This window comes from Streptococcus sp. k-90, assembly GCF_013277565.1.
Taxonomy (GTDB): Bacteria; Bacillota; Bacilli; order Lactobacillales; family Streptococcaceae; genus Streptococcus.
The window spans coordinates 1-13,581 of the sequence record NZ_VMNE01000030.1 but is presented as its reverse complement, the minus strand read 5'-3'; the positions used below and the strand labels follow the sequence as shown (position 1 = coordinate 13,581).

Here is a 13,581-nt window from a genome sequence, read left to right as displayed (position 1 = left end):
ATCAAAGAGCAAACTAGGAAACTAGTCACAGGCTGCTCAAAACACTGTTTTGAGGTTGTGGATAGAACTGACAGAGTCAGTATCGTATACCTACGGCAAGGCGACGTTGACGTGGTTTGAAGAGATTTTAGAAGAGTATAAAATCATGTTTTTGAACTCATGTTTCTAATCTACTTTTTGTTGCTGAGAGAAAACAGTTTTTGAAAAATGGTGGATGCTGATAACAACTGATAACCAGCAAATAACATAAGCAGTACCTGTAAATTCTGTACCGATAAAGTATGTTTTTTCAACTAAGAGCTGACCGATGAATGGAGAGAGCAGATAGAGAAGTCCGATGAGTATATGTTCTTTATGTTTCATAAAGCGCACCTTCTTTCCTTATAGGTTGAACGACTTGCAAGTGTTAAATTAAATAGTGTTTCATCGAAGTAAGCTTACTAGAGTAATAGTTTCCGCTTCCTCCTTTCCAAAGTAAGCTCTTTCACACTTATATTTTACAATTTTAAAAATAGGAAATCAAATTATTTTCTAAGTAATTTTGCTTACATTTCCCCCAATCTTACAAAAATGTAAGATTAAAGTCTCTTTTGTAAGGTTAGGTTATGGCAAGCAGTCTTTTTTTGATGTAAACTAGACTCATAAAGAACAAAGGAGTAACATCATGAAACAAATCTTACATAAGAAAACTAGAAAACCAAGTCACAAAGAAATCGAGCGTGTTCAGCTGGGATGCGCTATGATGCAAGCAACATTTCATTTGATGGGATATTAAGAAAGGAGATTCTCATGACACTTTTAGATGTAAAACACGTTCAAAAAATTTATAAAACTCGTTTTCAGGGCAACCAAGTAGAAGCCCTCAAGGATATTCACTTTACCGTAGAAAAGGGTGATTACGTTGCCATTATGGGTGAGTCTGGTTCTGGTAAATCCACTCTTCTCAATATCCTAGCTATGCTAGATAAACCAAGTCGTGGGCAGGTTTACTTAAATGGAACTGACACAGCAACCATTAAAAATTCACAAGCTTCTAGTTTCCGTCGTGAAAAGCTGGGCTTTGTCTTCCAAGATTTTAACTTGCTAGATACTCTGTCTGTTAAAGACAATATCCTGCTTCCACTTGTCTTGTCAAGAAGACCTATTACGGAGATGATGAAGAAATTGGTGGTGACAGCTGAGAATCTAGGCATCAACCAATTGCAAGAGAAGTACCCTTACGAGATTTCTGGTGGGCAGAAACAGCGTGTAGCAGTAGCACGCGCCATCATCACAGAACCTGAAATTCTCCTTGCGGATGAGCCAACAGGAGCTCTTGACTCCAAGTCCTCTGCAGCCTTACTTGATGTCTTTGATGAAATCAATGAGCGCGGTCAAACCATTCTCATGGTAACTCACTCAACAGCAGCAGCTAGCAGAGCTAAACGTGTACTCTTTATCAAAGATGGCATTCTTTACAACCAAATCTACCGTGGAGAGAAGACAGAGCGTCAGATGTTCCAAGAAATCTCTGATACCTTGACTGTCATGGCAAGCGAGGTGAATTAGTATGTTTCGATTAACCAATAAGTTAGCGGTATCGAACTTGATTAAAAACCGCAAACTCTACTATCCTTTTGCGCTGGCTGTCCTCTTGGCAGTCACAGTCACCTATCTCTTTTATTCCCTAACCTTTAATCCCAAGATTTCGGAAATCCGTGGAGGTGAAACGATTCAAGCTACTCTAGGATTTGGTATGTTTGTCGTCACCCTTGCGTCAGCCATTATCGTCCTCTATGCCAATAGTTTTGTCATGAAGAACCGTTCCAAGGAACTAGGAATTTATGGCATGTTGGGCTTGGAGAAGCGACATCTGATCAGTATGACCTTTAAGGAGTTGGTGCTTTTTGGAATTCTAACTGTTGGAGCGGGTATCGGTATTGGAGCCTTGTTTGACAAGTTAATTTTCGCTTTCTTGCTCAAACTGATGAAATTAAAGGTAGAACTAGTCGCTACCTTCCAGATGAAAGTTGTCATTACAGTACTTGTTGTCTTCGGTTTGATTTTTCTAGGTCTCATGTTCCTGAATGCTCTTCGAATCGCCCGTATGAATGCCCTCCAGCTCTCACGTGAGAAAGCTAGCGGTGAGAGAAAAGGTCGTTTCCTATCCCTCCAAACTATTCTTGGTGCGATTAGTTTAGGTGGTGGATATTATCTTGCAGTTACTGTAAAAGATCCCCTTACAGCCTTAACAACCTTCTTCTTAGCTGTTTTGCTGGTTATCTTTGGTACTTATCTCTTGTTCAATGCAGGAATTACCGTTTTCCTCCAAATCTTGAAGAAAAATAAGAAATACTATTACCAACCAAATAACCTTATCTCAGTGTCTAATTTGATTTTCCGTATGAAGAAAAATGCGGTTGGACTAGCAACTATCGCTATTTTATCAACAATGGTTTTGGTAACCATGTCAGCAGCTACTAGTATTTTCAATGCCTCAGAAAGCTTTAAAAAAGTTCTAAATCCGCATGATTTTGGGATTACTGGACAAAATGTTGAAAAAGAAGATTTGGACAAACTCTTGAGCCAGTTTGCAAGTGACAAAGGTTATAATATCAAAGAAAAAGAAGTTCTTCGTTACGCTTACTTTGGTGTTGCAAACCAAGAAGGTAGCAAGTTAACCATATTTGAAAAAGGACAAAACCGTGTCCAAGTCAAAACAGTTTTTATGGTATTTGACCAAAAAGATTATGAAAATATGACTGGTCAAAAAATTTCTCTATCAGGAAATGAGGTTGGACTCTTTGCCAAGAATGAGGGAGTTAAAGAACAGAAAGTTCTAACTCTAAATGATCATCAATTTTCTGTAAAAGAAGAATTTAATACAGATTTTATTGTGAACCATGTCCCAAATCAGTTTAATATTTTGACTTCTGATTACAATTACCTTGTTGTACCTAATTTACAAGCCTTTTTGGACCAATTCCCAGATTCGGATATCTATAATCAGTTTTACGGTGGTATGAATGTAAATATCAGTGAAGAAGAACAACTCAAGGTAGCTGAAGAATATGAAAACTACCTTAATCAGTTTAATGCTCAATTAAACACTGAAGGTAGCTATGTGTATGGTAGCAATCTAGCAGATGCTAGTGCTCAAATGAGTGCCCTCTTTGGTGGTGTCTTCTTTATTGGTATTTTCCTATCCATTATCTTTATGGTCGGAACCGTTCTGGTCATCTACTACAAACAAATTTCTGAAGGCTACGAAGACCGTGAACGCTTTATTATCTTGCAGAAAGTCGGTTTAGATCAAAAGCAAATCAAGCAAACCATCAACAAACAGGTTTTAACTGTTTTCTTCCTTCCTTTGCTCTTTGCCTTCATACATCTCGCCTTTGCCTACCATATGCTTAGTCTGATTTTAAAAGTGATCGGTGTAATAGATACGACTATGATGTTGACTGTAACCTTGTCTATCTGCGCTATCTTCCTCATCGCCTATGTGCTTATTTTCATGATTACTTCAAGAAGTTATCGCAAGATTGTGCAAATGTAAAAAAGATACCTCGACTTCAAAATCGAGGTATTTCTTGTATTCTAAATGCTGAAAAGTTGACCGAGTAAGAAGGTAACTCCCATGGTCAAGAGACCAATAGCTAGGTTTCGAATCATAGCTGTTTTGGTTGGGGCTTTTCCAAGTTTGGCACTTGTGTAGCCAGTGAGAAGAAGGGCCACACCGACGATAAGGACAGTAGCAGGGATGCGGTAGTCACTTGGGAAAATGGTCACTGAGAGCATTGGAGGCAAACTTCCAAGGAAAAAGGCAACAAAGCTAGAAATGGCAGCGTGCCAAGGATTGGTAAATTCTTCATACTCTATCCCATATTTTTCCTCGACCAGAGCCTTGAGTGGATTTTTAAGAAAGGCCTTGTTGGTCAAGAGTTGGGCAGAGGTTTCGCATTCTCCGTTTTGGATATAGGCAGCATAGAGGGATTTTTTGGCTAACTCTATATCTTGGTCTAGCAAGACTTGCTCACGCGCAACAGCTGCTTCCTCAGTATCTTTTTGAGTTGAAACGGACACATATTCTCCACCAGCCATTGAAAAGGCACCTGCCAAGATAGCTGCAAAGCCTGATAAAAAGATAATCCAGATATTGGTCGTGGCACTGGCAACCCCGATAACCACACCAGCAATGGAAATAATCCCATCATTGGCACCAAGAACGCCCGCACGCAGGATATTTAAACGACCTGCAAAATTTGAATCAATTTCGTGATTTGTTTCTGACATATTATTCTCCTTTTTATCCAGTATAAAGGAAAAATATAAGGAAATCAATCTTTTAAAACTATCTGAAAAAAGTTGCACGATTTTAATAATGTAAAAATGTCGACATCTTCTCTGATAGATCAAACACCGAAGGTAAAGAGTATAGAATAGCATAAAAAATTTTAAATTAAATACGATAAACATTTTGTTCACTTTATAATCGTTTACAAGAAAATATTTATCGATATTTTTACATAAACTAAACAATTTGCGAACATATTTTTGTTTTTTATCAAAAAATGCTTTACAAGTTCTTAAAAACATGTTATAGTAATAAAGCTTAGAAAATGAGATGATGTTTTCTAGCAAATATAAACCCGAGTAAAAAATGCCTACGGACAGGCAGGGTTGAATGCCGAAGCGTGGTTGAAAAACCACATTATTGATAGGGTTAAAAGCCTACTTTTATAAGTTGATGTTAGGACGTTTGTCCTAATTCATAAATTTTTAGTGTGGTGAAAGCACACGTCATCTTGTGAAACGATCAATAAAGTACGTAATATTTGCTACTAGAGAGTTAGGAAACATCAGGAACAGACATACTCAACAGAAACAAACATAAAAACGTCAGAAGATTGCAGAGCAGGTGAAAACCTGCTCTTTTTTCATGAGTCAACCTTTAGTTCCTTAGTTTTCATAAGGTCCTAAAAATATTGAAAGGAGTATGTCTTGAAAGAGTTAGATCAAAACCAAGCCCCAATTTATGAGGCCTTGGTGAAGTTACGCAAGAAAAGGATTGTTCCCTTTGATGTTCCAGGTCACAAGCGTGGACGGGGAAATCCAGAACTTGTCGAACTGCTAGGTGAAAAATGTGTTGGCATTGATGTCAATTCGATGAAACCCTTGGATAATCTTGGCCATCCTATTTCGATTATTAGAGATGCAGAGGAGCTGGCTGCAGATGCTTTTGGGGCTAGCCATGCTTTTCTCATGATTGGTGGAACAACCTCATCGGTGCAGACTATGATTCTGTCAACCTGCAAGGCTGGAGATAAGATTATTCTGCCACGTAATGTCCACAAATCTGCTATTAATGCGTTGGTTCTATGTGGTGCTATTCCCATCTATATCGAGATGAGTGTAAATCCTAAGATTGGTATCGCTTTAGGTCTTGAAAATGACCGAGTAGCACAGGCCATAAAGGACCATCCAGATGCTAAGGCCATTTTGATTAACAATCCTACTTACTACGGAATCTGTTCAGACCTAAAGGGGTTGACAGAAATGGCTCATGAAGCTGGTATGATGGTTTTAGTAGATGAAGCCCACGGAGCACATTTGCATTTTACTGATAAACTTCCAATTTCTGCTATGGATGCAGGGGCTGATATGGCGGCGGTTTCTATGCATAAGTCTGGTGGGAGTTTGACCCAAAGTTCGATTCTGTTAATTGGAGAGCAGATGAATCCTGAGTACGTTCGTCAGATAATCAACCTGACCCAGTCAACATCCGCCTCTTACTTGTTGATGGCTAGTTTGGATATTTCACGTCGCAATTTGGCCCTTCGTGGTAAAGAATCCTTTGAGAAGGTTATTGAACTATCAGAGTATGCTCGTCGTGAAATCAATGCTATCGGTGGATACTATGCCTACTCAAAAGAGTTAATAGATGGTGTGTCGGTCTGTGATTTTGATGTGACCAAGCTGTCAGTTTACACTCAGGGTATTGGCTTAACAGGTATTGAGGTTTATGACCTCCTACGAGATGAATACGACATTCAGATCGAGTTTGGTGATATCGGCAATATCTTGGCCTATATTTCGATTGGTGACCGCATCCAAGACATCGAGCGCTTGGTAGGTGCTCTAGCTGACATCAAGAGACTTTACTCGAGAGATGGGAAGGACTTGATAGCAGGAGAATATATTCAGCCCGAGTTAGTGCTGTCTCCACAAGAAGCCTTCTATTCAGAGAGAAAAAGTTTGTCTTTAGACGAATCTGTTGGACAGGTCTGTGGGGAATTTGTCATGTGCTATCCTCCAGGGATTCCTATCTTGGCTCCTGGTGAACGCATTACACGTGAAATTGTAGACTATATCCAATTTGCTAAGGAACGTGGTTGCTCCCTCCAAGGGACGGAAGATCCAGAGGTCAATCACATCAACGTCATTAAGAGAAAGGAGAACTAGATGGATTTATGGTTTTCTGAAGTTCATACTCCAGATGTGAAATTGTCCCTGAGAACAGCCAAGCAACTCTACGCTGGAAAAAGTGAATGGCAGGATATCGAAGTCTTGGATACGCCAGCTTTTGGAAAGATTTTGATTTTAAATGGGCACGTCTTGTTCTCAGATGCAGATGATTTTGTCTACAATGAAATGACCGTTCATGTTCCCATGGCTGTGCACCCAAATCCCAAGAAAGTCTTGGTAATAGGGGGTGGTGACGGTGGTGTTGCCCAAGTATTAACACTCTATCCTGAACTGGAGCAAATCGATATCGTGGAACCAGATGAGATGTTGGTTGAAGTCTGTCGTGAGTATTTCCCAGATTTTGCTGCAGGGTTAGATGATCCTCGTGTTACCATTTACTATCAAAATGGGCTACGCTTTTTGCGAAACTGCGAAGATGATTACGATATCATTATCAACGATGCGACAGATCCATTTGGACATACGGAAGGGCTCTTTACCAAGGAATTTTACGGAAATAGTTACAGAGCCTTGAAAGAGGACGGTATCATGATATACCAGCATGGTAGTCCTTTCTTTGACGAAGATGAGTCGGCTTGCCGAAGCATGCACCGTAAGGTTAATCAAGCCTTTCCAATTAGTCGGGTCTACCAAGCCCACATCCCAACCAGTCCAGCTGGCTATTGGTTGTTTGGATTTGCATCGAAAAAATACCACCCTGTCAAAGATTTTGACAAGGAAGGCTGGAAAAAACGCCAGCTTTTCACAGAATACTATACTGCAAACTTACACGTGGGTGCCTTTATGTTGCCCAAGTATGTTGAGGACATTTTAGAAGAAGAGGAAGGAAAAAAATGAGTCGTTTACTAGTTATTGGATGTGGGGGCGTTGCCCAAGTTGCTATTTCAAAGATTTGTCAAGATAGCGAAACCTTTACAGAAATTATGATTGCTAGCCGTACCAAGTCAAAATGTGATGACTTGAAGGCTAAACTGGAAGGCAAAACAAGTACAAAGATTGAGACAGCTGCTCTTGATGCTGACAAGGTTGAAGAAGTGATTGCCCTGATTGAAAGCTATAAGCCAGAAGCTGTTTTAAACGTAGCCCTTCCTTATCAAGACTTGACCATCATGGATGCTTGCTTGGCAACAGGTGTTCACTATATCGATACAGCCAACTACGAGGCTGAGGATACAGAAGACCCTGAGTGGCGTGCTATTTATGAAAAACGTTGCAAGAAACTTGGTTTTACAGCCTACTTTGACTACTCATGGCAATGGGCTTATCAGGAGAAATTCAAAGAAGCTGGCTTGACCGCTCTTCTTGGTTCTGGTTTTGACCCAGGTGTGACTAGTGTCTTTTCAGCCTATGCTCTCAAACACTACTTTGATGAAATCCACTATATCGACATTTTAGACTGTAATGGTGGTGACCACGGTTATCCATTTGCAACCAACTTTAACCCAGAAATCAATCTACGCGAGGTTTCTGCGCCAGGTTCTTACTGGGAAGATGGGAAATGGGTCGAAGTTGAAGCCATGTCTATCAAGCGCGAGTACGATTTCCCACAGGTTGGGCAAAAAGACATGTATCTCCTTCATCATGAAGAAATTGAATCATTGGCCAAGAACATTCCAGGTGTCAAACGCATTCGTTTCTTTATGACTTTTGGTCAATCATACTTGACGCACATGAAATGTCTTGAAAATGTTGGACTCCTCCGTACAGATACTATTAACTTCAACGGCCAAGAAATTGTTCCAATCCAATTCTTAAAAGCCTTGCTTCCAGATCCAGCTAGCCTTGGACCACGTACAGTTGGTAAAACCAATATCGGATGTATCTTTACAGGTGTCAAGGATGGTGTTGAAAAGACCATCTACATCTACAATGTTTGCGATCATCAGGAATGCTACGCGGAAGTTGGTTCGCAAGCCATTTCGTACACGACTGGAGTTCCAGCCATGATAGGGACAAAATTGGTTATGAACGGTACTTGGAAACAACCAGGAGTTTACAACCTTGAAGAATTGGATCCAGATCCATTCATGGAAGCTTTGAATGAGTATGGTTTGCCTTGGGTTGTGGTTGAAAATCCACAAATGGTGGACTAATGAAGCTAGAACAAGTACCAACACCAGCCTATGTCGTTGACTTAGCCCGTTTAGAATCTAACTGTAAAATTCTTCATGAAGTTCAAAAAAAAGCAGGTTGCAAAGTTTTGCTTGCCCAGAAGGCTTATTCCCTCTACAAAACCTATCCCTTGATTAGCCAGTATCTGTCTGGTACGACAGCTAGTGGACTTTATGAAGCCAAATTGGCAAGGGAAGAATTTCCTGGCGAAGTCCATGTTTTTGCGCCAGCTTTCAAGGATTCAGACTTGGAGGAATTGCTGGAGATAACGGACCATATCGTCTTTAATTCTGAGAGACAGTTGCGTAAACACGGTTCGCGTTGTCGAGATGCTGGTATCAGTGTTGGTTTACGTCTCAATCCCCAATGTTCAACTCAGGGTGATCACGCGCTCTATGACCCCTGTGCACCAGGTTCTCGTTTTGGTGTGACACTAGATAAAATTCCTAGTGATTTGGTGGATTTGGTGGATGGACTTCATTTTCATACCCTTTGCGAGCAAGGTTCAGATGATTTAGAGACAACTTTGAAAGCAGTAGAAGCGCAGTTTGGTCCCTACTTACATCAAGTTAAATGGCTCAACATGGGTGGTGGTCATCACATCACAAGAGAAGATTATGATGTGGATTTGCTGATTTCTGAGATTAAGCGAATCCGAGAAACTTACAATCTTGAAGTCTATATCGAGCCGGGTGAAGCTATTGCTCTTAATGCTGGCTATTTGGCAACAGAAGTTTTGGATATTGTAGAAAACGGTATGGAAATCTTGGTTTTAGATGCCTCTGCGACTTGCCATATGCCTGATGTACTTGAGATGCCCTATCGTCCACCTTTGAGAAATGGCTTTGAGGCACAGGAAAAAGCCCATACCTATAGACTTTCTTCCAATACCTGTCTAACGGGTGATGTGATTGGTGATTATAGCTTTGAGAGTCCCATTCAAATTGGCGACAGACTTTATTTTGAAGATATGGCTATTTACTCATTTGTTAAAAATAATACCTTTAATGGTATTGGATTGCCAAGTCTCTATCTCATGGACGAACAGGGAGACTGTAGCTTAGTCAAAGCCTTTGGCTATCAAGACTTTAAAGGGAGATTATCATGATAAACAGTCCCAAAAAATTAGGCTATCGCATGCCAGCAGAGTACGAACCCCATCATGGTACCTTGATGATCTGGCCAACAAGACCAGGATCATGGCCTTTTCAAGGTAAAGCTGCTAAAAGAGCATTTAGCCAGATTATCAAAACCATAGCAGAAGGGGAAAGAGTCTATCTTTTGGTGGAGCAAGATTACTTAGCTGAAGCCCAAGACTACCTTGGAGATAGCGTTATTTATCTAGACATTCCCACCAATGATGCCTGGGCGCGTGATACAGGTCCGACCATTCTCATAAATGATAAAAGAGAAAAGTTGGCAGTAGACTGGTCTTTCAATGCTTGGGGAGGAACCTATGATGGTCTGTATCAAGATTATGAAGCAGATGACCAAGTAGCCAGTCGTTTTTCTGAGGCCTTGGAAATGCCTGTTTATGATGCCAAACCTTTTGTCCTAGAAGGCGGAGCAATCCATAGCGATGGTCAAGGAACTATTCTCGTGACTGAAAGTTGCTTACTTAGTTCTGGTCGCAATCCTCATCTCAGTAAAGAGGAAATCGAAAACACCTTATTAGACAGCCTTGGAGCTGAAAAAGTTATTTGGCTTCCTTATGGTATTTATCAGGATGAAACCAATGAACACGTTGACAATGTTGCAGCCTTCGTTGGTCCTGCTGAGCTTGTTTTGGCTTGGACAGACGACAAAAGCGATCCTCAATATGCCATGTCAAAAGCAGATTTCGAACTCTTAGAGCAAGAGACAGATGCAAAAGGTCGTCACTTCACCATTCATAAATTGCCTATCCCTGCAGTTCGACAAGTTGTGACAGAAGAAGATCTTCCTGGTTATTCCTACGAAGAAGGAGAAGAAGAGCGATACGCTGGTGAACGACTTGCTGCTTCCTATGTCAATTTCTATATTGCCAACAAGTCTATTTTAGTGCCACAGTTTCAGGATAAAAACGACCAAGTAGCCTTAGATATCCTCAGTAAGTGTTTCCCAGACCGTAAAGTTGTCGGAATACCAGCCAGAGATATTCTCTTAGGTGGTGGAAATATTCATTGTATCACCCAACAAATCCCAGAATAGGAGAAAAAGATGAGAAATGTAAAAGTTTCAGCCATTCAGATGCAATGCGCTAAGGATGTGGCAACAAATATTCAAACAGCAGAGCGTTTAGTACGTCAGGCTGCAGAACAAGGCGCACAAATTATTCTTTTACCCGAATTGTTTGAACGTCCATACTTTTGTCAGGAACGTCAGTATGACTACTACCAGCATGCCCAGTCGGTGACAAACAATACAGCTATTCAGCATTTTAAAACCATTGCCAAGGAGCTAAAGGTAGTTTTACCAATCAGTTTCTATGAAAAAGATGGCAATGTCTTATATAACTCTATTGCTGTCATTGATGCAGATGGGGAAGTGCTGGGCGTTTATCGGAAGACCCACATACCAGATGATCATTATTATCAAGAGAAATTTTATTTCACGCCTGGTAACACTGGTTTCAAGGTCTGGAATACTCGCTATGCCAAGATTGGGATCGGTATCTGTTGGGATCAATGGTTCCCTGAAACAGCGCGCTGTCTTGCGTTAAATGGTGCTGAATTGCTCTTTTATCCAACAGCCATCGGTTCAGAGCCAATTTTGGATACAGATAGTTGTGGTCACTGGCAACGTACCATGCAAGGACACGCAGCAGCAAATATTGTTCCAGTCATCGCAGCCAATCGTTATGGATTAGAGGAAGTCACACCAAGTGAGGAAAATGGCGGACAGAGTTCCAGTCTTGACTTCTACGGTTCCTCCTTTATGACGGATGAAACAGGAGCTATTCTAGAGCTAGCTGAAAGACAAGCTGAAGCTGTTCTGTTAGCAACTTATGACCTAGATAAGGGAGCAAGCGAACGCCTAAACTGGGGTTTATTTCGAGATAGAAGACCCGAAATGTATCAACGCATTACGGACTAGTAGGGGAGAAATGAGAGATTCATTCTGCTAGACTCGTTTTCACTAGCAACTATAGGGATACTAGGTCATCTAGGAAGTGAACTTTATATTTTAACCCTCTAAGGCTTTCTCGCGCTTTAATGCGAGGAGCTTTTCTATTTAAGCTTTATCAATAAAACATGCTATAATAGTTGCAGAAAGGTTGGTATTTATGGCTAGAATATTGGTTATTGAAGACAATAGTGACATTCAAGAAATTTTGCGAACACTTCTTACTGAGGAGCATGAGGTAATTCAAGCCTTTTCTGGTACAGAAGGAATCATGCATTTTGACCAAGGTGGGATTGACCTCGTTTTGCTAGACATCATGCTTCCTGGGAAAAATGGGGATCAGGTTTTAAAAGCTATCAGGGAACAAAGTCAAACTCCAGTCATTATGCTAACGGCTTTGAGCGATAAAAAACTTATCAGCCAATACCTTTTAGACGGTGCCAATGATTACATAGTCAAACCTTTTGATTTGGACGAAGTCTTTGCTAGAGTTACTGTTCAACTACGCCAAAGTGCAGAAAAACAGCCTGTGAAAATAGTAAAAACTGAAAATCTGCCACAAAACTTGAAAAATATCCAGTTTGATGCAGAAAGTTTTGAAATCAAAAATAGTCAGGAAACGATTCGCCTTGCCAAGAAAGAATGCTTGATTCTCCAAACTCTCCTTAAACATCCTAAGAAAATTTTTACAAAAGAAGAACTTTATGAATTGGTCTGGGAGGATAGCTACCTACCTGGAGATAATACCCTCAATACGCATTTGAGTAATCTTCGTAAAAAATTAAACCAGCTTGACCCAAATCAAGAATATATTGAAACCATTTGGGGAGTTGGGGTAAGATTAAAAGGAGACAAGCAATGACCTACATGATAATCTTTATCCTACTGGTACTCTTAATTATTTTATCGATTCTATTAATTCGCTACCATCTAGCACTTAAAAACTTGAGTCAACAGATTGAAGACAAGATTCTCACGGGTAGTATGAAAAGAGTCGGAATCAGTATTTTTTCCAAACATTTTTTACATCTCTACCAGCAGATTGAGAATCTATTTCAGGAAGTAGAGCAGTCTCGATTGGTTATGAAAAGGGAAAAGCAGACTCTGGATATGGCCATCAGCAATATCGCCCATGATATTCGGACGCCTCTGACTATCGCTTCAGGCTACACCCAACAATTGATAAAATCTCCTGAAGACAAAGCAGAAACCTTACAAAAAATCGCCCAGCATCTTGATTTAGTTTCCAAACGTTTGGAGGCTCTCCTAGAATACCGTCGTTTGATGGAAGGAGCTGTCAAACCGAAACTGGAAGAAGTGGATTTTTCAGCTTTTATCACCAAAAAGACTCTGGCTTATTATGATGTTTTTCAGGCGGCAAATATCACGCTTGATTTTGAGGTTGAAACTGGTCTGAAAATGAGGACTGATGAAGATTTACTGGATCGAATTTTACAAAATCTGCTTGGAAATGTCCTCAAACATGGCAAGGAAGAAGCACGTCTATCTTTGAGAAAGGAAAAGGAACAGCTTGTCTTAGAGATTGCAAACCTTGTTAAACAGCCCATCAAAAGAATAGAAAATCTCAGTAATCGTTTTTATTCTGAAAATCTATCAGACACGGAAGAATCCTCTGGTTTAGGCCTTTATATCACTGAGGAATTATGCCATCTTCTCGGTGCAGAGATGAAACTAAGCACAGATGGGCAGTGGTTATCGGTTTTCATTTATTTTTAACGAAAAGAGGCTCGGCAAAAACTCAATTTCAGGAGAAAATGAAGTAAATCTTCCCACAATAAAACGCATAATATCAAGTTTTCAACACTGAACTGCACCCCAAAAGTTAGACAGAAAAAATCTAACTTTTGGGGTGTTTTTATTATGAAATTAACTTAT

At 40.3% G+C, this 13,581-nt stretch carries 12 protein-coding genes; 10 read left to right on the top strand and 2 right to left on the bottom strand.

The window, feature by feature from the left end; genetic code table 11:
- Positions 1-165: 165 nt before the first annotated feature.
- Entirely contained in the window at positions 166-363 is a 198-nt protein-coding gene (locus tag HT734_RS08795; protein WP_033680207.1) for a hypothetical protein, read from the bottom strand.
- Between the two features lie 426 nt (positions 364-789).
- Here HT734_RS08795 and HT734_RS08790 point away from each other — a divergent pair, with 426 nt between their 5' ends.
- Together HT734_RS08790 and HT734_RS08785 are read left to right on the top strand one after the other, a co-directional pair.
- Positions 790-1,548, top strand: coding sequence for an ABC transporter ATP-binding protein (locus tag HT734_RS08790; RefSeq protein WP_000173358.1), 759 nt, complete (start codon positions 790-792; stop codon positions 1,546-1,548).
- Between the two features lies 1 nt (position 1,549).
- A complete protein-coding gene (locus HT734_RS08785; protein ID WP_173277776.1) occupies positions 1,550-3,538 on the top strand; it encodes an ABC transporter permease in 1,989 nt (662 codons plus the stop codon).
- A 41-nt stretch (positions 3,539-3,579) separates the two neighbouring features.
- Here the strand turns inward: HT734_RS08785 and HT734_RS08780 are convergent, their stop codons facing one another.
- Positions 3,580-4,275 carry a VIT family protein gene (locus tag HT734_RS08780; protein ID WP_173277787.1) on the bottom strand — a complete coding sequence of 232 codons (696 nt, stop codon included), beginning with the start codon at positions 4,273-4,275 and terminating at the stop codon, positions 3,580-3,582.
- A 708-nt stretch (positions 4,276-4,983) separates the two neighbouring features.
- Between HT734_RS08780 and HT734_RS08775 the strand changes: the two genes are divergently transcribed.
- The 8 genes from HT734_RS08775 (at position 4,984) to HT734_RS08740 (ending at position 13,422) form a co-directional block, all read left to right on the top strand.
- Complete coding sequence (locus HT734_RS08775; protein WP_173277778.1) at positions 4,984-6,444, top strand: aminotransferase class I/II-fold pyridoxal phosphate-dependent enzyme; 1,461 nt, start codon at positions 4,984-4,986, stop codon at positions 6,442-6,444.
- The gene (speE, locus tag HT734_RS08770) at positions 6,445-7,305 is read left to right on the top strand and encodes a polyamine aminopropyltransferase (protein WP_000366713.1); all 861 of its coding nucleotides are present in this window, start codon (positions 6,445-6,447) and stop codon (positions 7,303-7,305) included.
- A complete protein-coding gene (locus tag HT734_RS08765) occupies positions 7,302-8,561 on the top strand; it encodes a saccharopine dehydrogenase family protein (RefSeq protein ID WP_173277779.1) in 1,260 nt (419 codons plus the stop codon). The genes speE and HT734_RS08765 overlap by 4 nt, the downstream gene beginning before the upstream one ends.
- Positions 8,561-9,688: a carboxynorspermidine decarboxylase gene (nspC, locus tag HT734_RS08760; protein ID WP_061759095.1), complete on the top strand. Its 1,128-nt coding sequence runs from the start codon at positions 8,561-8,563 to the stop codon at positions 9,686-9,688. The genes HT734_RS08765 and nspC overlap by 1 nt, the downstream gene beginning before the upstream one ends.
- Positions 9,685-10,770, top strand: coding sequence for an agmatine deiminase (aguA, locus tag HT734_RS08755; protein WP_061759096.1), 1,086 nt, complete (start codon positions 9,685-9,687; stop codon positions 10,768-10,770). Before nspC ends, aguA begins: the two co-directional genes overlap by 4 nt.
- Positions 10,771-10,779: 9 nt before the next feature.
- Positions 10,780-11,655 (top strand): N-carbamoylputrescine amidase, encoded by an 876-nt coding sequence (gene aguB / locus HT734_RS08750; RefSeq protein WP_061759097.1) that lies wholly within the window; start codon positions 10,780-10,782, stop codon positions 11,653-11,655.
- Positions 11,656-11,845: 190 nt separating this feature from the next.
- Complete coding sequence (locus HT734_RS08745; RefSeq protein ID WP_061759098.1) at positions 11,846-12,547, top strand: response regulator transcription factor; 702 nt, start codon at positions 11,846-11,848, stop codon at positions 12,545-12,547.
- Positions 12,544-13,422, top strand: a complete 879-nt coding sequence (locus tag HT734_RS08740; protein ID WP_061759099.1) for a HAMP domain-containing sensor histidine kinase — start codon at positions 12,544-12,546, stop codon at positions 13,420-13,422. Before HT734_RS08745 ends, HT734_RS08740 begins: the two co-directional genes overlap by 4 nt.
- Positions 13,423-13,581 lie beyond the last annotated feature (159 nt).